The organism is Balnearium lithotrophicum (assembly GCF_900182585.1).
GTDB classification, from domain to species: Bacteria; Aquificota; Aquificia; order Desulfurobacteriales; family Desulfurobacteriaceae; genus Balnearium; species Balnearium lithotrophicum.
In genome coordinates, this window is record NZ_FXTM01000008.1 from 23,421 (window position 1) to 44,468 (window position 21,048).

Consider the following 21,048-nt stretch of genomic DNA (forward strand, 5'->3'; position numbering starts at 1 on the left):
CGGGGAATTAGAACGTTCCCCCGTGGGCATGACACTCAGTACACTTGTGGCCTGAATTGTGGTTCTGTATGTCAATTGGAAGTCCAAGACCGTTAACTGGAGAGTAGTCGCTGCTTCCATCGTGACAGGACGCACAGAGTGATGGAGACGTACTCCTGTTGTTTTCAACTGAGGAATCGTCGTTTTTTACAGGTAGATTCACATAATCGTTCAAATCTGTCGAGTTTTCCAAGTTGTACGTTCTATCCTTGGCCTCTACACTTCCGTAGTACTTCATGTTTTCAAAGTAGGCCGTCGTTTGGGGGTCAACAATCGTGTACTTGACTTCCTGAGTATTATCAACCTGCTTAACTGGTTTAACAACTGAGAGGGTCTCTCCAACTTTTTCAACTATCAATCCATCATTGTTACTTCCGTGGGGATTGTGGCACTGGACACACTCAAGCGGGGAGTGTTCAGTGTGGAAGAGGAGCTCCCCGTCCAAGTCAACCTGTTTAAACGGTTTTTCCGACGAAAAGCTGTTGTCTCCGTGGTAGTCCCCAGACCACTTCAGACCTACGTCTGGAGGGTTTAGATTCTCTGAAACTTTTTTATCGGGAGTACCATCACCGTTTGTATCTGCAAGGGGTTCATCCTTAATGGAGCTCCAGGTGTTGGAGTGGCACTTAAGACAGAGTTCCTGAGTGTTCCTTACTACAGTTCCTCCCAACTTTCCAAAGTCCGTATCCATCTCAACAATTCCGTCCATATCCGGCTGCCAGTGGCAAACTACACAGTCACCGTCATCGATTTTTCCGTTTCCGTTAAAGTCGTGGAAGTGTTTCCTATTGGAGGTGTTGGAGTAAAAGTGAAGTTTGTCCATCTGGTCATGACACACAAGGCACTGTCTCCTCTCACCACTAACTCCGTTAAGACCGTGACAGGCAGAACAGACCTCTATGGAGTTTCTAACTCCAACGTTTTCTACCGCCCTATCTATCAATTTCTGGTATTTGTCAGCGGAAAACTTTGGAGTTGCCATTGTATGCTTGAAGTTTTGGTGGCATCCTAAACAGTCCCTCTGTCCCCAGCCGTCCCTGTGGTTTTCCTCCGTTAGATAGGGGCTGCTTGGAACTGCAACGTTTACGCCAAAATCCCTGTAGTGAATATCGGGTTTTGCTATCCCTCCACCTCCCCCACATCCGTAGAGGAGGGAAATTCCCCCGGCGATAAGAAGAAGCCTTCTCACATTACCCTCCACAATTTTGTAAAAAGGGAAAATAATTGATTTAATATGATATCAAAATCAGCTCTGAAAAGTGTAAATCGTTACCATTCCAAAAAAGAGAGGTCTGTAGCTTCCGTTTTTAAACCCTGTTCTTTTCGCAACTTCTAAAAGCTCCTCGTAGTGAGGAAAGTTAACTATCGTTTCGTATAGGTGTTTAGTAACGTCAGATTTTGAGCGGAGCTTTCCAAGCGGAAGCATAACCCTTTTTAGAAACTGAATGAAAAGTCCCTTTAACAGGGGGTTTTTAGGAACTGAAACCTCCAAAATTCTTACCTCTCCACCCTCCTTTAAAATCCTCCTAATCTCACTCAGACCCCCTTCAGGGTTTTCAAAGTGCCTTAGAGCAAGTGAAACGAGAACCAAATCAAAGGAACTGTCCTTGAACGGGGTTTTAAGGGCATCTCCCCTTACGAAGGAAATTTCTGGATACTTCCTTTTGGCTACCTCCAACATGGAGAGGGAGTAGTCAAGTCCAACTATGGAGTCGGCCTTTCCAAGAAGGAGAGCTCCCACATCACCCGTACCACAGGCAAGGTCTAAAACCTTACCTGTCTTCTCTATTCCCTTTACTAGTTCTCTCTGCCATCTTGGAATGAGCCCCATTGAAAGGAACCTTGAAATAGAGTCGTACTTGTGGGCTATTCTGTCAAAAATTTCAACGCCTACAGGCTTTTTCAAGATATCTCCATTAATAGGTTTTAATTTCAAAGGGCTATTTTAAAATAGACCAAACCCAAAGGAGAGAAAAAAATGTTAACTGTTGGAGTTGATACAGGCGGAACGTTTACAGACTTTGTCTATAGGACTGAGGATGGGTGGAAGGTATTAAAGATTCCATCAACTCCGGAAAATCCAGCCAGAGCTGTTCTTGAGGGTTTAAAGGTTATAGGGGGAAAGGGGAGGAGAGTTATCCATGGAACAACCGTTGCTACAAATACCTTACTTGAGAGAAAGGGGGCAAGAACCGCATTTGTTACAAACAGGGGATTTGAGGACTTGCTCCGAATTGGAAGACAGAACAGAAGGGAGCTCTACTCCTTTAAGGTTGAAAAGACTAAACACTTGGTAGACAGAGAACTTTCCTTTGGATTAAACTGCAGGCTTAACTCAAAGGGAAAACACGTCGAAGTTTTGAAGGAAGAGGAGTTGGAAGAGCTCATTAAAAGACTAAAGGAGAAAGAAGTAGAGTCTGTTGCCGTGTGTTTCCTATTTTCATTCTTAAATCCTGTGGATGAAAGGAGAGTTAAAGAAAGGTTGGAGGAGGAGGGGTTCTACGTTTCAATCTCCTCGGAGATAGTTCCTGAGTTTAGGGAGTACGAAAGGGCATCAACGACAGTTGTCAATGCCTACGTTATGCCAAGGATGGATAGGTACATCTCCTACCTTGAGGAGAACTTAGAGGCTGGAGATACCTTGAGGATTATGCAGTCAAACGGGGGAACTATCTCTCCTGAAACGGCAAAGAGGGAGGCTGTAAGGACAGTTCTTTCCGGACCTGCAGGTGGAGTTGTTGGAGCCTGGAAGATAGGGGAAAGGGCAGGATTTAAGAAGCTCATAACGTTGGATATGGGTGGAACGTCAACGGACGTTTCGCTGATAGATGGAGAACCTAAGGTCTCCTTTGAATCTAAAATTTCCGATATTCCTATAAAGGTTCCCGTTGTGGAAGTTCACACGGTAGGAGCCGGAGGAGGTTCAATTGCCTACATAGACAGGGGGGGAGCTCTACAGGTTGGCCCTGAGAGTGCCGGAGCTTTCCCCGGCCCTATCTGTTACGGGAGAGGAGGAGAGAGAATAACCGTTACAGATGCAAACCTCTTTTTGGGGAGGTTAGAGCCTGACTTCTTCTTAGGTGGAGGGATGAAACTCTACCCTGAAAAGCTCAAGGAGCCGTTTGAGGAGATGGCAAGGAATTTAGGAGTTACCCCTCTTGAAGTTGCCGAAGGAATAGTTGACATAGCGAACTCAAAAATGGCAAAGGCTTTGAGGGTTATCTCCGTTGAAAGGGGATACGACCCGGAGGAATTTACCCTCCTCTCCTTTGGGGGAGCTGGAGGACTTCACTCTGCTTATTTGGCAAGGGAATTAGGAATTCCCAGAGTTTTAATTCCCCAAAATCCGGGAATACTCTCGGCCCTTGGAATGGTAATGTCGGACGTTATTAAGGACTTTTCCAAAACTGTAATGATGAGGGAAGAGGAGGCAACGGAGGAGAGAATTGAGGAGATTTTCTCGGAGATTGAGAAGGTTGGACTAAAGGAGATGGAAAAGGAGGGAGTAGAGGGAGAAGTTTTATTGGAGAGGTTTGTTGATGTCAGGTACAGAGGACAGTCCTTTGAAATTACAGTTCCCTACTCAAAGAGGTTCATGGAGGAGTTTGAAGAGCTCCACAGGAGAATTTACGGGTATACCCACAGTAGGGACAAGGAAGTGGTGACTCTGAGGGTTAGGTTAACGGGAGTAACCGAAAAGCCGGAAACTGAGGAGTTTGAGGAAGTTCCGATGGAGCTCCCCTCCGAAGCAGTTTTGAAGGAGAAGGAGGTCTTCTTTGAAGGAACCTATCAGAAAACTCCCGTTATAGATAGGGAGAAGTTAAATCCGGGAAACGAGTTTTCGGGTCCTGCACTCATTGTTGAGTACAGTTCTACAACCCTCGTTCCACCCTGGGCAAAAGTCAAAGTGGACAGGTTCAAGAACTTAATATTAGAGGTCAAAGATGGTTAATCCATTAAAAATAGAACTCTTTAAGAATGCCCTCTCATCCGTTGCTGAGGAGATGGGGGCAGTTCTCCAGAGGACTGCCTTCTCCCCAAATATCAAGGAGAGGAGGGACTTCTCCTGTGCCCTATTTGACAGGCATGGAAGGTTGATAGCTCAGGCTGCCCACATTCCCGTCCACTTGGGTTCAATGCCAATGTCTGTAAGGAGCGTTGTAGAGAGTTTAGAACTTAATGAGGGGGATGTAGCGGTAATCAACGACCCCTTTAAGGGAGGAACCCACCTTCCCGATATTACAGTTGTTTCTCCCGTTTACTACAGGGGAGAGCTCCTCTTCTACGTTGCAAACAGGGCTCACCACTCAGACGTTGGAGGAATAACCCCAGGCTCTATGCCCATTTCAACCTCTATATTCCAGGAAGGCCTTGTAATTCCACCCTTTAAGTGTGTAGAGGGAGGAAAGGTTAGGGAGGAGTTTATAGAGCTCCTAAAGTCAAACACGAGGACACCGGAGGAGAGGGAGGGAGACTTCAGAGCCCAGCTCATGGCTAACAGGAGGGGAGAGGAGAGGTTGAAGGAGCTCCTTGATAAGTACTCCCCGGAGGTTTTAGAGGCCTACTCTGAAGCCCTCCTCGACTACTCGGAGAGGAAAATGAGAGGAATAATTTCAGAAATCCCCGATGGAACCTACACCTATGGAGATTTCTTGGACAGTGATGGGTTCAGCGAAACCCCCGTTAGAATCAGAGTCATCCTTAAAATAGATGGGAGTAGTGCCGTTGTTGATTTTTCCCCCTCTGACCCTCAGGTAAGGGGGTGTTTAAACGGAGTAAGGTCAATAGCAGTTTCTGCCACCCTCTACGTCTTCAGGTGTCTTTCAGATGAGGATATTCCAACAAACGAGGGGATTTTAAGGCCCATTGAGGTAATTACGAAGAGGAGAACGGTTGTTGATTCGGAATTTCCAAGTGCAGTTTCCGGCGGAAACGTTGAAACCTCACAGAGACTTGTTGACGTTCTGATTGGAGCTCTCTCAAAGGCCATTCCTGAGAAGGTTCCTGCTGCAAGTCAGGGAACTATGAACAACGTAACATTTGGGGGTAAGAACGAAAGGGGTGAGGACTTTACCTACTACGAAACTGTAGGTGGAGGGGCTGGAGCTCTCAAAGGGGCTGACGGTGAATCTGCAGTTCAAACCCACATGACGAACACTCTAAACACCCCCGTTGAAGTCCTTGAATACCAGTACCCACTTATGGTTACAGAGTACAGTATAAGGGAAAACTCCGGCGGAGGGGGAATCTGGAAGGGAGGAGATGGAATAGTTAGGGAGTTTCTATTTTTAGGAGAAACTGAAGTTACGGTCCTTTCTGAAAGGAGGAAGTTTTCCCCCTACGGACTTGAAGGGGGAAGGCCCGGAAAGAGGGGAGTGAACATTTTGATAGACGGGGAGGGAAGGAAGAAGGAGCTCCCCTCGAAGTTTACAAGGCTCTTTAAACCGGGAGAGAGGTTGAGGATAGAAACTCCTGGAGGTGGCGGCTACGGTAGAAAACTTTGATTTTTTCCTAACTTCGTTTATATTTCCCACTGAAAACTCACCGAGCCAGACTCCGGAAGGGGTGCCCTTTCGGGTTCTTCCGGGGAAGGAAGGTTCGGGAGGCCAAACCCAAATTAGGAGGTAGACCTATGTCAGAGGAAATCAGGGAAAACCAAGAACAGACACAGCAGACTGCACAGGAGCAGGAAACATTTAAGCCAAGGCCACCGGGACAAAGGGTTACCATGAAGGAGCTCCTTGAAGCGGGTGTCCACTTTGGTCACCAGAAGGAGCGCTGGAACCCTAAGATGAAAAAGTTCATCTTTACAGAGCGTAACGGTATCCACATCATAGACCTTCAAAAGACCCTTCAGTACTTTGAGAAGGCCTACGATTACGTTGCAGACTTAGTTGCAAACGGAGGAAAGCTCCTCTTCGTCTGTACGAAGAAGCAGGGACAGGACATTATCAAGGAAGAGGCCGAAAGGTGTGGAATGTTCTACGTCAACAAGAGGTGGCTTGGTGGAACACTGACAAACTTCCAAACAATTAGGAAGTCAATCTACAAACTCAAAATGCTCAAGAAGATGGAAGAGGAGGGCGTTTTTGAGCAGCTTCCAAAGAAGGAGGCTGTTAAACTTCGCAGGAAGAAGGAGAAGTTAGAGAAGTACATCGGTGGAATTGAAAACATGAACCGCATACCTGACGCTCTCTTTATCGTTGATGTTGTTAGGGAGGAAAATGCCGTAAGGGAAGCAAGAAAGGCTGGAGTTCCAATAGTCGCTTTAGTTGATACAAATGCAGACCCAGACCTTATAGACTATCCAATTCCTGCAAACGATGATGCCATCAGGGCAATAAGGCTCCTTACATCAAGAATTGCAGATGCCGTTTTAGAAGGAAAGATGAGAAGGGAGGCGATTAAACTAGCTGAAGGTGAAGAGGCAGAAGAACTTGAATTCCTACCAGAGGAAGAGTAAGGGAGGAGAAAATGGCAGAGATTACAACTCAGATGATAAAGGAGCTTCGTGAAAAGACGGGAGCTGGAATAGTCGAGTGCAAAAAGGCCCTTCAGGAGGCAGGCGGAGATATAGAAAAGGCCGTTGAGATACTGAGGAAGAAGGGAGCAGCCAAGGCTGCTAAGAAGGCAGATAGGGCTACCGCTGAGGGAATAGTTGTTTCTTACATTCATGCTGGTGGAAAAGTTGGAGCTCTGGTAGAGCTAAGCTGTGAAACGGACTTTGTTGCAAGGACTGAGGACTTTAAACAGTTGGGTCATGAGATTGCTATGCAGGTCGCTGCTATGTCTCCAGAATTTGTGAGCAGGGAGGAAGTTCCTTCTGAACTAGTTGAAAAGGAGAAGGAAATTCTCAGACAGCAGGCACTCTCTGAGGGTAAACCTGAACACATCGTTGAAAAAATTGTTGAAGGAAGGTTATCAAAGTTCTTCTCCGAGAAGTGTCTCCTTGAACAGCCCTGGATTAAGGACGACAGCAAGACAATAAAAGACCTTCTGACAGACTACATTACAAAGTTAGGTGAGAACATAAAGGTTAAGAGATTCTGCCGCTTTGAAATTGGTAAGTAATACTTTGGGGGAGACTTTTCCCCCCTTTCGTATAATTCTCCTATTAACTGAAATTGAGAAGGTGGGAATGGGGCTTAAGTACAAAAGGATTCTCCTTAAACTTAGTGGTGAAGCTCTACAGGGAACTAAACCCTACGGAATTGACCCTGAGTTTCTCCGAAGGCTTGCTCATGAAATAAAGAACGTTGTTAATCTTGGAGTTGAGGTTGCTATTGTAATAGGTGGGGGAAACATATTCAGAGGAGTCTCCGGAGCCACTCAGGGAATGGACAGGGCAACTGCAGACTACATGGGAATGCTTGCAACTGTGATAAATGCCCTGGCACTACAGGATGCCCTTGAAAAGGAAGGGCTACAAACAAGGGTTCTCTCAGCTATCGAGATGAGGGAAATTGCTGAACCCTACATAAGGAGAAGGGCTATCCGCCACCTTGAGAAGGGAAGGGTTGTAATATTTGGAGCAGGAACAGGAAATCCATTCTTTACCACCGATACAGCTGCTGCCCTAAGGGCTGCCGAGATAAATGCAGATGTTCTCTTGAAGGCTACGAAGGTTGACGGTATTTACACTGCCGACCCCTTCAAGGATGAGAATGCCAAAAAACTTGACAAACTGTCGTACAGGGATGTAATTACAAATGGTATAAAGGTGATGGATTCTGCTGCAGTTTCCCTGTGTATGGAGAACAACATTCCCATAATTGTTTTTGATGTGAGGAAACCTGGAAACTTGGAGAGAGTTGTAAAGGGAGAAGCTGTAGGATCACTTGTTGAAGGAGAGGGGCTATGATTAACGAGCTGCTAAAGGATGCTGAAAAGAGGATGAAGAAGGCTGTTGAGGTTTTGAAGGGGGAGTTTGCAGGACTGAGAACAGGCAGGGCTTCAACTGTCCTTGTTGAGGATATAAAGGTTGACTACTACGGTTCAATGATGACCATAAAACAGGTAGCTCAAATTTCCGTTCCAGAGGCCAACCAGATAGTTATTCAGCCCTGGGATGTTTCTGTAATTCCAAACATTGAAAAAGCTATTAGGAATTCTGATTTGGGAGCTCAACCTCAGAGGGACGGAAACGTTATTAGAATAATCCTTCCTCCGTTAACAGAAGAAAGGAGAAGGGAACTTGTTAAAAAAGCTGGTAAGTTTGCAGAGCAGGCAAGAATAGCCATAAGAAACGTCCGTCACGAAATAATGAAAGAACTTGACAAACTCAAGAAAGAGGGCGGATATTCAGAGGACGATATAAAAAGGGCAAAGGATGAACTTCAGAAAATTACAGATAGATTTATAAAGGAAGTGGATAACCTCCTCGAGAAGAAAGAGGAGGAAATTCTTACCATCTAAGGAGGTGAAGGCTATGGCTCACAAGATTGACCCAGAACTCTGCATTGGATGTGGAGCATGTGCATCCGTATGCCCAACAAATGCAATCCATCCTACAGACGATGGAAAGTACGAAATTAACCCTGACGACTGTATCGACTGTGGAGCTTGTGTTGAAGTTTGCCCAACTGACGCGATTTCTGCCGAGTAAAACAGGGGGGCTTTAGCCCCCTTATCTAAAAACAAGGAACATGGATGGGGATATTTGGGGAACTAGGTTTCTTAGATATATCAAAACTTTTACTAAAAATTTCCGATTTAAGCGGATTTCTTGACCATTCACTTAAAGGACACAATCTAAGGGTTGCAGCTATTTCCTCAATACTGGCTCAGGATATCTCTTATTCTAAAGAATTTCTTAAAAAAGTTCTGATAGCTTCCATATTTCATGATATAGGAATCCTTTTTCAGAAGAAAGTTGAGCAGAAAGAATTACTGTTTAGAGAATCGTCGGAAGGGACAAAGGCGATTCATCTTCATGCTTTTCTAGGATATGAACTCTTTAAGAGATATCCTAAGTTTAAAGAAGTTGCCTTAGCAATAAGAGACCATCATAGAAACTATAGTGAATTTTTAAAAAATCCCGGTAAGTATTCCTATACTGGTCAAATAATACACTTAGCAGATAGAATTGATATATTTGTAATGAATAGAATTAAGTTAGGTTGGGATTTTCCTAAAATATTATTCTATTTAAAGGAAAAACTTTCTGTTTCAAAGGGAAGAATCTTTGACCCAGTACTCGTAGAGATTTTGATTAATCGTTACTTTGATAAGGAGGCTTTTTGGTTTTATCTCTATACAGATAGAGAGGAGTATGTTGAGGAATTAATACTTTCCTTAATATCAAATCTTGATTTATCCTATAAAATAAAGGAAGTTCTACAGGTTGTAGATATATTTGGTTTTATTATTGACTTCAAAAGCCCTTTTACAGCTACCCACTCATCTGGTGTAGCTCAAACTGCCGCTCATTTATCTTCCATTTTAGGGTTTTCTCCTGAAGAAGTTAGAAAAATGAAAATAGCTGGTTTCTTACACGATATTGGAAAAATCTATATTCCTCTTGAAATTTTAGAAAAACCAGGAAGATTGACAGAGAGTGAATTTTTCATAATGAAATCCCACGTTTTCCATACTTATATGATACTAAAGGAGTCTATTGGTGACATTGATATAGTAAAGTGGGCATCCTACCATCATGAAAAGTTGAATGGGGAAGGATATCCTTTTAAGTTGAAAGCGGAGGAACTTCCTATAGGTTCCAGAATTATGGCCGTTGCTGATGCTTTCACAGCCCTTACAGAAGATAGACCCTATAAAAAAGGTATTCCCCCAGAAAAGACCGTCCAAATCTTAGAGGAACTTGCCCAAAAAAATGCTTTAGATAAAAGAGTTGTTTATGTGCTAAAGAAAAATCTCTCATCGATAAATACATCTAAAGAAAAAGTACAGGAAAAAGCAAAAGAATTATATGACAGGATGAGACAAATAGCCTACTCTGGAGAGTTTAATTGATCTCCTCTAATATTTTTTTTACAGCAAGAACAGGATTAGAAGCTTTTGTTATAGGCCTTCCTATAACCATATAATTAGTTCCTAAAGTTAAAGCATCTTTAGGAGTAACTACTCTTTTTTGATCGTTCTTTTCAGACCAAGCAGGTCTAATTCCGGGAGTTACAGTTATAAAATCCTCACCTAAGTTTTCCTTTATTAATCTTACTTCTTTTGCTGAACAGACTACACCGTCTAATCCGGCCTTTTTTGAGAGCTCTGCCAACCTCAGAACAGTGTCGTTAACTGAGGAGTTAATGCCTATACTTTTTAGGTCGTCTTCGTTCATACTCGTTAAAACAGTAACTGCAATCAAAAGAGGTCTCTCTATTCCCAATTTATCGGAGTACTCCCTGTTAAACTCAGCCACTTCCCTTAAAAAATCGTACCCCCCGAGGGCGTGGACGTTGTACATCCAGACTCCAGCCTCTATCGCAACTTTTGCCGCAGATTTTACTGTGTTTGGTATGTCAAAGTACTTTAAATCTAAAAAGACCTCTCCTCCTTTACTCTTTATGTTTTTAACTACCTCAATTCCGCACCTTGAAAAGAGCTCCAGTCCAACCTTGAACCTTTTAATTCTTCCCTTCAGTTCATCAACCAACTTTAGAGCTTTGGAACAGTTATCAAAGTCAAGAGCAACTATTATCATTGGAGTTCCTCCACCATACAGACAAATGTAGGTTTAACAATAACGTCCATCCTGTCTATTTCCTCTACTGCCCTCTCTATCTGGGACTTCTTTGCCGGATGGGTCGTCATAACTATCGGTACACCACCGTTGAACTCAATGTTTTTCTGAAGGGCACTCTTTATACTTATGTTTTCCCTCCCCAGAATTTCAGCAATCCTTGCAAGGACTCCTGGTCTATCAACGGCAGTAAACCTGAGGTAGAACGATGAAACAAACTCGTTGGGCTTTTTCAGTTTAATCTCTCTATTTTCCTTGAATAAACACTCTGGAACGGAGAACGTATTTCCAAGTGCCAAATCAACAATATCGCTCACAACTGCGCTGGCAGTTGGCCTTCTGCCGGCACCTTTACCGTAGTAAAGCGTTCTTCCGACAAAATCCCCCTCAACAAGGCAGGCATTAAAAACATCGTTAACACTTGAAAGAATGTTCTCCTCAGGAATCATTGTAGGGTGAACCCTTACTTCAACTTCTCCACCTGAAACCTTACTTATTGCAAGGAGCTTTACAGCGTATCCGAACTCCTCCTTTGCTATTTCAACGTCTAAGGGTGTTAAATCCCTTATTCCATCAACAAAAACTTCCTCCGTTCTAATCCACCTGCAGAATGCAAGACTTGAGAGAATTGCTATCTTATGGGCTGCATCGTAACCATCAACGTCCAAGGATGGGTCCGCCTCTGCATACCCCTTCTCCTGTGCCTCTCTCAGGGCTTCCTCAAAACTTATGCCCCTTTGAGACATCTCTGTTAGTATAAAGTTTGCAGTTCCGTTTATTATTCCGTAGATAGCCTTTATTCTGTTTCCAACAAGCCCTTCCCTTACAGCTTTAATAACAGGAATTCCTCCTCCGACGCTTGCTTCAAACTTTACCGATACGCCATTCTCCTTTGCAAGCTTAAATATCTCCTCTCCGTAGTCTGCAAGGAGGGCTTTATTGGCAGTTACAACGTGTCTCTTCCTTTTTATTGCAGTTTTTACTATTTCCTTGGCAAAAGTCGTTCCGCCAACAAGTTCAACTACAGCATCACACTCAACATCTAAGGCTTTAAAGGCATCTGCAAATATTTTTTCAGCCGGAATTCCAAGTTTTTTAGGCTTTTCAGTATCCCTATCTACAACAAAGGCTATTTCGATTTTCCTTCCTATTCTACTTTCGATTGTTTCTCCATTTTCCAAGAGGAGCTCCACAACGCCACCACCTACCGTTCCACATCCAACTATTCCAACTCTAAAACTGTCCAAAACCTCCTCCCTAAACCTTTATGTTCCTCAATCCGTACTTTTCAAATGCCCTTTTTATTCCCCTAACTGCCTGTTTTATCCTCTGCTCGTTTTCAACTAAGGCAAACCTTACATACCTGTCTCCGTACTCGCCAAATCCAATTCCCGGGGAAACGGCAACTTTCCCATCAATTAGAAGCATCTTCGCAAACTCCAAAGAACCCATAGATTGAAATCTCTCGGGAATCCTTGCCCAGACAAACATTGTCGCCTTAGGCTTATCTACATGCCAACCAATCCTGTTTAATCCTTCAACTAAAACGTTCCTTCTCCTTTCATAAATCTGCCTGTACTCCTCAACGCAGGACTGGTCGCTCTTGAGAGCAATTATTGCAGCAATTTGAATGGGCTGGAACATTCCATAGTCGAGGTAACTTTTCATCCTGTAGAGGGCATGAATTATCTCTTTGTTTCCTGCTGCAAAACCAACCCTCCAGCCTGCCATCGAGTAGGTCTTTGAAAGGGAATAGAACTCAACAGCTACATCCTTTGCACCTTTTACCTGTAAAATGCTCGGGGGAACGTAGTTATCAAAGGCTATTTCTGCATAGGCTATGTCCTGAATAACTATTAGATTGTTTTCCCTTGCAAAATCAATTACCTTTTCGAAGAATTTTAGGCCAACCGTTGCAGTTGTAGGATTGTGAGGGAAGTTAAGGATTAAAACTTTCGGTCTTGGCCAGCTCTCCTTGTACGCCTTTATGATTGATTCAAAAAAGGCCTCCTCGTCAAACCCCTCCTCGGTTAGAAGGGGAACACTCCTTACATCTCCGCCGGAGATGATTATCGAATAGGGATGAATCGGATAGGCAGGAGTAGGAACAATTGCAACGTCTCCCGGATTTATAAGTGTTAAGGCTAAGTGGGCTATACCCTCCTTTGAACCTATCGTTGTTATAACTTCCGTTTCAGGGTCTAATTCGACGTTGTACTTTCTCTTGTACCACAGAGCCAGGGCTTCCCTTAACTTGTAAAGTCCCTTTGTTTGTGAGTACCTGTGATTTTTCGGGTTCTGTGCAGCGTCGCACAGCTTATCAACGATGTGCTGAGGTGTAGGAAGGTCAGGATTTCCCATTCCAAGGTCAACTATGTCCTCGCCAGCTCTTCTCATTTTCATTTTAAGGTCGTTAACGACTGCAAAAACGTACGGTGGGAGCCTGTCTATCCTTGCAAACTGAAACTTTGGCATTTTTTTCTCCTAAAGCTGAGTAGGTTTTAGAATTATAAAAACTGCTACCTTTGAATTCAAAGGTTTGATTTTTTTCCTTTTTATCAAATAAAATTTAACTGCACGGGTGAACGGGAAGTCCGGTGAAAGTCCGGCGCTGTCCCCGCAACCGTGAGCAGGAAAAAAGGAGGACCTTAGCCACTGGAGTGGAAGGGTGAGGAGCTCCCACTCTGGGAAGGCTAATGTCCGTTAAAGTCCTGCGAGCCGGGAGACCGGCCCGTGCAAAACCTTAACTGTCCTGCGGGGGTTCGGGACAGGGAGGAGAGTTGAGAGGGCTTTTTCTTTTTATTTTTTTACTTACTTTCTGGTTAAACTGTTATTCTCAGGAGAGAATAGTTTCACTTTCCCCTGCACTTACAGAGATAATCTCCTACTTAGGAGAGGATAATAGATTAGTAGGAGTTACAACTTTTTGTCATGGAAGTTTGTGCAGAGGAAAGGAGAAAGTCGGCGGGATTGTCAATCCAAATGTTGAGAAAATCTACTCCCTACATCCTGACTTAGTTGTATCAACGGACCTAACTCCTAAGAGGGAAATCGAAGTTTTAAGAAAGTTAGAGATAAGGGTTTTTGTCTTTAAGCTCACCTCACTAAAGGATATAGAGAGAGCAACAGACGAGTTAGGAGCTCTCTTTAAAGAGGAAAACAGAGGAAAGGAGCTGATAAGAAAAATAAAACGGGAGGCTGAAAATTTTCTATCCTGCTTTAAAGGGAAAAAAGTTTTAGTTCTAATATCCGTCAAACCCTTTTACTGTGCAGGAAGTAAAACGTACATAGGGGAAATTCTCTCAACTTCTGGGGCAAAGGTTGTTCCCAAATCTGACTTTAAGCCAATTTCAGCTGAGGAGATATTAAAACTTAAACCTGACGTTGTTCTGGTTGTAGGAAGAGAGGTTCCAAGCCTCCTCAGGAACTTCGGATTGAAGACTCTCAATTTCAAAAACAGTGATGAAATTCTCCATCCGAGTCCTCTCCTTCTAAAGGGAATCAAGGACTTGGGGAGGGAAGTTTGCAAAAATTAGCACTTCTTCTCACTCCGATTTTATCATCTCTCCTCTTTCTTTTTTACGGATTACCGGACGAGAGAATTCTAAAGTTTATTAGGATTCCCGAGCTCCTTCTAACCTTTGGATTTGGTGGAACCCTTGCCTATGCTGGGGCAGTTTTTCAGGGAACTTTAAAAAATCCACTGGCGGAACCCTACACCTTGGGGGTTGCGTCTGGGGCAGGATTCGGAGCTACACTATTTTCCCTTCTAAAACTGCCGATTGAAGCAGGAGCTCTAACAGGTGGATTAGTCTCAGTATTTCTCCTCCTTTTTGCCTATACTCTTTTTAAGGATACCCTTTCTATACTCCTGTTTGGCGTTGGAATTTCATCCCTCCTCTCTGCTCTTATACTTTTTCTCTATGCAATTTTACCGGCTTATTCACTTCAGGATGCTCTCTTCTTTACCTTAGGTTACATAACTCCCGTTTCTATAAAGGTTTCATTCATTCTATTTCTAATTTCTCTCTTATTTCTAATTGTTCTTTTCTTTAAATCCCGCTCCTTGGACCTGCTCTCCTTGGGAGATGAAACGGCTTTCTTCAGTGGAATTGAAGTTGAAAGGGAGAGATTAGAACTCCTCATCCTCTCGTCAATTCCGATTTCCCTATTTGTTTCTGAGTGTGGAATTGTTGGATTTGTGGGGATAGTCATTCCTCACATATCAAGGTTTTTAGGCTTTAGAGTTAGTATGGAACTCCTTTTTTCCTCCTACCTTATTGGCGCTTCTTTTTTAACGCTCTCACAGTTGCTTGCAAAAAACCTTGTTCCCTCAACGGTTCTTCCATCGGGAGCAGTCACTGCCGTTTTAGGTGTTCCCTTTTTTCTCTACGTTCTCTGGAGGTACTCAGGTGGTAGAGGTTAGGGAGCTCTCATTCAGAATTCTGAGTAACTTCACTTTTTCAGTTGGAAGTGGGAAGGTTGTTGGTATTGTCGGAAGGAACGGCTCTGGTAAGACAACTCTACTTAGGTGTTTAGGGGGATACCATAAGTACACGGGAAGCGTGAAGGTTGAAGGAGTAGAGATAAAAAGGGCTTCTTCCAAGGAGAGGTTTAAGCTTGTTAATTACCTGCCTCAGAGCTTCTCCTATTTCTTTCCCTACACAGTTCTTGAGTTTTTATCCGTTACTACTGGAAAAGAAAGGGAGGAAACAGAGGAGGTTTTGGAGGAGCTCCAAATTGGAAATTTGAGGAAGAGGTTTGTAAATACCCTTAGTGGCGGGGAGAGCGTAAAGGTTCAACTTGCAAGACTCATTCTTTCAGCCCCAAAGGTTTTCCTCTTAGATGAACCTGTAGCCTTTTTGGACGTTACTGTCTATTCACTGATAGGAAAGTTAGTAGAGAAATTACAGAGAGAGGGGAAAACGGTCTTTATAACGGCTCACGACCTTTCGTTCCTCTACGATACGTGCGACCTTTTTTTGGGAATGGAAAAGGGAAAGTTCGTCTTTTTCGGTGAAAAGGGAGATTTTCTCTATGGGATAAGGGAGCTCTTTAACGGATTTTTAAAGGTCAAGGCGTTTAACGGGGAAGTTTTTATAAAACCAAAGGGAGGTGAGAGTTGAGAAAGGTTTTACTTCTTTTGACGCTTCTTTCGGCTACGGGTGGGGCTCTTGCAGGTGAAAACTCTAACGAAATCACAGTAACTGCAACAAGGGTATACGTTCCAATTGAGAACGTTGGTGACGACGTTGACGTAATTACAGAAAAGGAAATCAAAAAGCTTGGATTTACATCGATTACTGACGTTTTAAACTACGTTGCAGGAATCACTTTTTACTCAAACGGCGGATGGGGGAAGCAGAGTAACGTCTTTATTCAAGGTCTTGGCGGAAAGTACATTTTAGTTCTCTTAAACGGAGTTCCGATTAACGACCCTTCAACTCCAAGTGGTAAGGCAAACTTTGAGTGGATAGACCTTAACAACGTCAAGAGGATTGAAGTTCTAAAAGGTTCCCAAAGCTCCCTTTACGGTTCAGAGGCAGTAGGAGGGGTGATAAACATAATCACGAAAACGCCTAAGAAGAACGAATTTTCTTTACGTTTTGAAGGGGGAAAGTACAAAACGTTCAAGGAAAACCTCTATTCAGGATTGAAACTGAGAAACGGATTTTTATCAATTTCTGCAGAGAACTTTAAGACAAACGGCTTCAGTGCTACAAACGAAAAGGCCGGGAAATATACTTACAATCCCGACAGTGACGGATTCCACTACACGACAGGAATGGTTTCTTTTGGATACAGACCTTCAACTACGGTTGAAATTTCTGGGGATTTTTCAGTGAAAGGAGGATACACAGATTACGATGCAGGAAGTTATCCGGCAAGGACTAACTACGATAGGCTCTTTTCAGATATTAGGACTAAGATATTTTCCTCCGAAAATCTGACCTGGGAGTTTTTACTTGGAAACAACAAAGAGGAAAGAAACGACACTTTTGGACTTTACAGGGGAATAACAAGGTATGTTTCTCTGTCTCCAACTTACTATTTGGGAGAGAAGACTTTTATTAAAGGAGGAGCATCCTACAGATACGAAAAGGCAAAGGTTGTAGGTTATCCAAACGTTGATAACAAAAGCCACTACTTGAGGTCTCTCTATGCTGAAGGGGTTACAAACCTCTTCGGAATTAATTTTGTAACCTCCCTAAGACTCGACGATCACAAGGAGTTTGGGACCCACGGAACGTACAAAATCAGCTCAGCCTACACTCTTTCAAGGACAGGAACAACGTTTAAAGCTCAATACGGAACAGGATTTAAAGCTCCTACACTGAGCCAGATGTACGGTTATTACAGCTCAGCTTGGGGAAAGACGATAGGAAATCCTGACCTTGACCCTGAAAAGTCAGAAGGGTGGACGTTAGGAATCTCTCAGAGACTTCCAGTAATTTCGGGAAATCTGTCCATTAACTACTTTAAAAACAGAATTTGGAACCTAATAACTACAACTTACGACTCAAAGGAAAATGCAACTACGTATACAAACGAAGGAAAGGCAATAACGGAGGGAGCAGAGGTAAAACTGAGAGGAAATTTAACAAGTTGGCTCTCCCTGTTTGGCTCGTACACACACTTGAGGGCTGTTAGTAAGAAAAACGGAAGGTGGGAGAAACTTGAAAGGAGACCTAAGGAGAAGTTTACACTTGGAGCAAACATTAAACTACAAAGGTTGGAGCTCTCCTTGGTTGTAAACCACTACGGTTCGAGGAAGGATACAGATTGGTCAACGGGAGTTCCTAAAAAGGTAACCCTTGACAGCTTTACAGTCTACAACTGCTACGTGACCTATAAACTCAGCGATAGAGTGGAGCTCTACGCAAAGGGAATCAACCTAACAGACAAGGACTACGAACTTGCTTACGGTTACAACACAATGGGGAGAGCTCTCTTTTTGGGAACGGACTTTACGTTTTAGGGGGACCTCCCCCCTTTTTTATAATTTAGAAAAATTTAACTGGAGAGAAAACTGGAGGAGCTTCTTAAGATTTCAGAGGAAGTTCTTGAGGGTAAGAGGGATTTTTCAGAGCTCTTCAATTTCCCTGAAAAATTACAGGAAAGAAAGCCCGTTGAAAATCCATTTAAACGCTCTGCACTGATAGTTTCAGGAGACAGAATAAACCACGTTAAAAAGGCTCTTCTGAGACCTGCAGATGTAGTTATTTTCAACGTTGAGGATGGAGTTTCGGAGGATAGGAAGGAATTTGCAAGGTGGTTTTTGAGAAAGTTTCTGATAAACACACCCTTGGATGGTTCTAAAGAAGTTGTACTGAGAATAAATCCCATAAATTCCAAACATTTTTGGAAGGACATAACGACCCTTCTACCTGTAGTTCCCCATGCAATAAGACTCAGTAAGGTGAAAGGACCTGAAGATGTTTCAACCCTTGATTCGATAATAACATCCTTTGAACTCTCTAAGGGAATTGAGAGAAATTTTATAAAAATTCAGCTCTCAATAGAAACTCCTGAGGCAGTTAACAAGCTGTTAGATATCCTTTCCTCCTCAGAGAGAATTAACGCCGTTTATCTTGGAATCCTTGACCTCTTCTCTGAACTCTCTCTTTCCCATAGGCTATCTCAAGGGGATTTGGGAAGATTTGTAAGGGAGAAATTTGTCTTCGAATCAAGGAGTAAGGGAGTTCACCCGATAGCTCCTGCATTTCAGGACTACGAGAACTTAAAAGGCTTTGAGGATGAGGCAGAGAAAGAGAGGGAAATTGGATTTTCAGGAAAGATGTGCATATCGGTAAGTCAGGTTGAAGTTGCAAACAGGGTATTTTCTCCAACTAAAGAGGAAATTGAGGAAGCAAGGGAGATTGTTGAAATTTATGAGAGAGCTCTTAAGGAAGGAAAGGGAGGTATTCCATACAAGGGAAAATTTATAGACCAGCCGATTTACAAGGGAGCTCTCAATCTCCTTCGTTATGCAGGAATTTCTGGAGATGGTTTTCCAAAGTAGAATCCCTGTCCGTAGTCAATTCCCAGTTCTTTTACCTTTTTGTAAAGTTCTTCATTACTAATAAACTCTGCAACTGTTTTTATATTAATATCTCTAGCAAACTCTGCAGTATGAGCAACAAATTTCTCAATGTCCTTGGACTGGGGAATTTTTAAAATTAGACTTCCATCTATTTTAATAAAATCCGGTTTCACAACAGCTAAGTACTCATAGTTGGAATATCCGCTTCCGAAGTCATCAATCGCAAAGGAAGCTCCTAAATCTTTAACTTTAAAGAAGAAGTCCATTAATCTCTTTTTATCGCTAAAGGCTTCCGTTTCAACTATTTCAAAACAAACCTTATCACCGATATTAAATTCCTTGAGCAATGAAAGAATCCAATCAACCATCTTTTCATCTACCAAATCATCGGAGGAGATGTTAACGGAGATACCAATACCTTTCTCTGCACAGGTGGAAAAAGCCTTCTCCATGAGGCGTTTTGAAAGTTTCCTGTACAGGGAAAGTTTTTTTGCAATGGGAAGGAAATCTCCTGGGTTTAGCAATTCTCCATCCAACATTAATCTCATTAAAACTTCGTACTTTTCTGGAGTGAGTGTTTTCAAGTTAACTATCGGTTGGTAATAAGGAACAATTCCATCGACCTCAATAGCTTTTTTGACCTTTAAAGCTACCCTTACGTTCTTCTCTGCTTCTTTAAGTTTTTCCTGGAGTTCCTCATCAAAAACGAATACATCTACCTGTCTCCTCTTTGCTTCCTCCAGTGCCATTTCGGCTTCTATCAGAAAGTTTGAGGAGTTGCTTGAAATTCCAGCTACTACATCCATTTTTAAATTAATTTCCCTCACATTTATACTCATCGATTCCAATTTATTTATAACCTGCTGAACAAAACTTTTAAACTGTGACTCATTTGTATCACAACAGAGAACTCCAAACTGGTCTGCTCTAATTCTATAAATAGAACAGTCTTTTTTTAAGTTCCTAACAACCTTTCTAAGGTTTTTACCAAGTTCCCTTAAAACTCTATTTCCTCCCTCAAATCCAAAAACTTCGTTTATCTCCTTAAAATTCCTAACGTCCAGAATTGCAAAGCAGAATTCCCTTCCAAAAATTTGATTTATCCTGTTCAAAAGTTTCTTTCTGTTTGGAAGTCCCGTAACATCGTCCTTATAGGCAGTTAGTAAAAGTTTCCTATTCAACTTTGCGAGTTGTTTTTCGCTTTCAATCAAACTTTTTAACGTTCCCATTAGATGTCTATTACTTATATACAGGCCTATTCCTGAAACCAGAATAATAAATAGGACAATAGAAGAAATAATATTTATAGCAAGATTAGCATTTTCTACAAATTCTCTCTTGTATAGGTAAACATTTTTTAGTAATTCTGGTAATTTTACATATGAAGCTAAGATTAGATTTACATCTTTATAATATTTCACATAGTAAATTTTATTTTTGAGCTGAATTAATATTCCATTTGAGATATCTTTAAGCTTATATCCTCTTAAAAGTTTGAAACTGTTCAGATTATCAATAGCAAAAACATTGTAAGCAGATAGAACATTTGAAAAAACTTCCCTTGTCATTTTTAAGATATCAGTTTTATAAATACCAGCTCCTATTATCCAGTGGTAAGGTTTAAAAAGTTTCACAAAGGAAATTTTCTCATCCATCTTCTTAGTATTTGGAAGATACCAGTAGTAGGAAACAAAACCCTCGTTGTTTGGAGAATAGAGAACTTTTTCCTCAAATTTTCTGTGGACAAAATTTCCTTTTAAATCCCTCCAATTCCACATACTTTTACCTTCTATTTGTGGAAAGGCTGGATTTAAAAATACTTTTCCCTTTACTTCATCGATGAAAATATAACTTTTTCCATTGAACAGTTTAAAATTTGTTAATGTTCGCTTAATAATTTTCTTAATTAGATTATCGCTACACCCTCTCTTTTTACAGTAGTAGTAAATACTGTTTGCTACAATCCAGGCATCATCAACGAACTGTTTAATCTCTTTCTTTGCATTTTTAATCTGAAAATCCTTTAACTTTTTAAGAGCTTTATGTGAGGACTCAACGTTATTTTTCAGCGTAAGCTTGGTTTCCTCAATCGTTGTTGAATAAACAATTTCATTTAATTTTTGTTTTAAGAAGATAAAATTAAATCCAGCAAAGATTAAGGTAGATACCAAAAGAAATACGAGAACCAACTGGTATGTGAACCGTTCCTTACCTATGTTCATAACTCTCCCTAACATAAAGTGCTAAAATTTCAAAAATTTCAATT

Annotated in this window: 19 protein-coding genes and 1 riboswitch; of the genes, 13 read left to right on the forward strand and 6 right to left on the reverse strand. The window is 42.1% G+C overall.

All coding sequences use genetic code 11. The features are described 5' to 3' along the window. Positions 1-7: 7 nt before the first annotated feature. Positions 8-1,228: a cytochrome c3 family protein gene (locus tag FN732_RS03915; RefSeq protein ID WP_142934936.1), complete on the reverse strand. Its 1,221-nt coding sequence runs from the start codon at positions 1,226-1,228 to the stop codon at positions 8-10. A 57-nt stretch (positions 1,229-1,285) separates the two neighbouring features. Next, on the reverse strand, positions 1,286-1,945 hold the full coding sequence (locus tag FN732_RS03920; protein WP_185954232.1) for a ubiquinone/menaquinone biosynthesis methyltransferase: 660 nt from the start codon (positions 1,943-1,945) through the stop codon (positions 1,286-1,288). A gap of 72 nt (positions 1,946-2,017) precedes the next feature. Here FN732_RS03920 and FN732_RS03925 point away from each other — a divergent pair, with 72 nt between their 5' ends. From FN732_RS03925 to FN732_RS03960, 8 genes are all read left to right on the forward strand, one after another. Further along, a complete protein-coding gene (locus FN732_RS03925) occupies positions 2,018-3,991 on the forward strand; it encodes a hydantoinase/oxoprolinase family protein (RefSeq protein WP_142934940.1) in 1,974 nt (657 codons plus the stop codon). Next, positions 3,984-5,543, forward strand: a complete 1,560-nt coding sequence (locus FN732_RS03930; protein ID WP_142934943.1) for a hydantoinase B/oxoprolinase family protein — start codon at positions 3,984-3,986, stop codon at positions 5,541-5,543. Before FN732_RS03925 ends, FN732_RS03930 begins: the two co-directional genes overlap by 8 nt. Before the next feature lie 224 nt (positions 5,544-5,767). Further along, positions 5,768-6,502, forward strand: a complete 735-nt coding sequence (gene rpsB / locus FN732_RS03935; RefSeq protein WP_246051326.1) for a 30S ribosomal protein S2 — start codon at positions 5,768-5,770, stop codon at positions 6,500-6,502. 11 nt (positions 6,503-6,513) lie between these two features. Next, a complete protein-coding gene (tsf, locus tag FN732_RS03940; RefSeq protein WP_142934947.1) occupies positions 6,514-7,110 on the forward strand; it encodes a translation elongation factor Ts in 597 nt (198 codons plus the stop codon). A 67-nt stretch (positions 7,111-7,177) separates the two neighbouring features. After that, positions 7,178-7,900 carry a UMP kinase gene (gene pyrH / locus FN732_RS03945; RefSeq protein WP_142934950.1) on the forward strand — a complete coding sequence of 241 codons (723 nt, stop codon included), beginning with the start codon at positions 7,178-7,180 and terminating at the stop codon, positions 7,898-7,900. After that, the gene (gene frr, locus FN732_RS03950; RefSeq protein WP_142934952.1) at positions 7,897-8,454 is read left to right on the forward strand and encodes a ribosome recycling factor; all 558 of its coding nucleotides are present in this window, start codon (positions 7,897-7,899) and stop codon (positions 8,452-8,454) included. Before pyrH ends, frr begins: the two co-directional genes overlap by 4 nt. Before the next feature lie 13 nt (positions 8,455-8,467). After that, positions 8,468-8,644, forward strand: a complete 177-nt coding sequence (locus tag FN732_RS03955; RefSeq protein ID WP_142934954.1) for an ATP-binding protein — start codon at positions 8,468-8,470, stop codon at positions 8,642-8,644. 44 nt (positions 8,645-8,688) lie between these two features. Beyond that, positions 8,689-10,011 (forward strand): HD-GYP domain-containing protein, encoded by a 1,323-nt coding sequence (locus FN732_RS03960; protein WP_142934956.1) that lies wholly within the window; start codon positions 8,689-8,691, stop codon positions 10,009-10,011. Here FN732_RS03960 and pyrF read toward each other — a convergent pair. Genes pyrF through FN732_RS03975 form a run of 3 tightly spaced genes read right to left on the reverse strand, consistent with a single transcriptional unit; the run spans position 10,004 to position 13,213 of the window. Continuing rightward, complete coding sequence (gene pyrF, locus FN732_RS03965; RefSeq protein ID WP_142934959.1) at positions 10,004-10,699, reverse strand: orotidine-5'-phosphate decarboxylase; 696 nt, start codon at positions 10,697-10,699, stop codon at positions 10,004-10,006. The genes FN732_RS03960 and pyrF overlap by 8 nt on opposite strands. Further along, positions 10,696-11,985, reverse strand: coding sequence for a homoserine dehydrogenase (locus tag FN732_RS03970; protein ID WP_142934961.1), 1,290 nt, complete (start codon positions 11,983-11,985; stop codon positions 10,696-10,698). Before FN732_RS03970 ends, pyrF begins: the two co-directional genes overlap by 4 nt. Before the next feature lie 10 nt (positions 11,986-11,995). Continuing rightward, positions 11,996-13,213, reverse strand: a complete 1,218-nt coding sequence (locus tag FN732_RS03975; protein ID WP_142934963.1) for an aminotransferase class I/II-fold pyridoxal phosphate-dependent enzyme — start codon at positions 13,211-13,213, stop codon at positions 11,996-11,998. Between the two features lie 87 nt (positions 13,214-13,300). Continuing rightward, positions 13,301-13,487, forward strand: a riboswitch (cobalamin riboswitch). Positions 13,488-13,518: 31 nt separating this feature from the next. Here FN732_RS03975 and FN732_RS03980 point away from each other — a divergent pair. The 5 genes from FN732_RS03980 to FN732_RS04000 all read left to right on the forward strand — a co-directional run bounded on the left by FN732_RS03980 (position 13,519) and on the right by FN732_RS04000 (position 18,761). Beyond that, complete coding sequence (locus tag FN732_RS03980; RefSeq protein ID WP_185954233.1) at positions 13,519-14,274, forward strand: ABC transporter substrate-binding protein; 756 nt, start codon at positions 13,519-13,521, stop codon at positions 14,272-14,274. Further along, entirely contained in the window at positions 14,262-15,164 is a 903-nt protein-coding gene (locus FN732_RS03985; RefSeq protein WP_142934967.1) for a FecCD family ABC transporter permease, read from the forward strand. Before FN732_RS03980 ends, FN732_RS03985 begins: the two co-directional genes overlap by 13 nt. Then, the gene (locus FN732_RS03990; protein WP_185954234.1) at positions 15,151-15,864 is read left to right on the forward strand and encodes an ABC transporter ATP-binding protein; all 714 of its coding nucleotides are present in this window, start codon (positions 15,151-15,153) and stop codon (positions 15,862-15,864) included. Before FN732_RS03985 ends, FN732_RS03990 begins: the two co-directional genes overlap by 14 nt. Next, positions 15,861-17,717 carry a TonB-dependent receptor plug domain-containing protein gene (locus tag FN732_RS03995; RefSeq protein ID WP_142934972.1) on the forward strand — a complete coding sequence of 619 codons (1,857 nt, stop codon included), beginning with the start codon at positions 15,861-15,863 and terminating at the stop codon, positions 17,715-17,717. The genes FN732_RS03990 and FN732_RS03995 overlap by 4 nt, the downstream gene beginning before the upstream one ends. Before the next feature lie 180 nt (positions 17,718-17,897). After that, entirely contained in the window at positions 17,898-18,761 is an 864-nt protein-coding gene (locus FN732_RS04000; RefSeq protein WP_281279905.1) for an HpcH/HpaI aldolase/citrate lyase family protein, read from the forward strand. On the opposite strand, the gene FN732_RS04005 is transcribed toward FN732_RS04000, so the two are convergent. Further along, on the reverse strand, positions 18,725-21,019 hold the full coding sequence (locus tag FN732_RS04005; RefSeq protein WP_142934977.1) for an EAL domain-containing protein: 2,295 nt from the start codon (positions 21,017-21,019) through the stop codon (positions 18,725-18,727). The genes FN732_RS04000 and FN732_RS04005 overlap by 37 nt on opposite strands. Between the last annotated feature and the right edge of the window lie 29 nt (positions 21,020-21,048).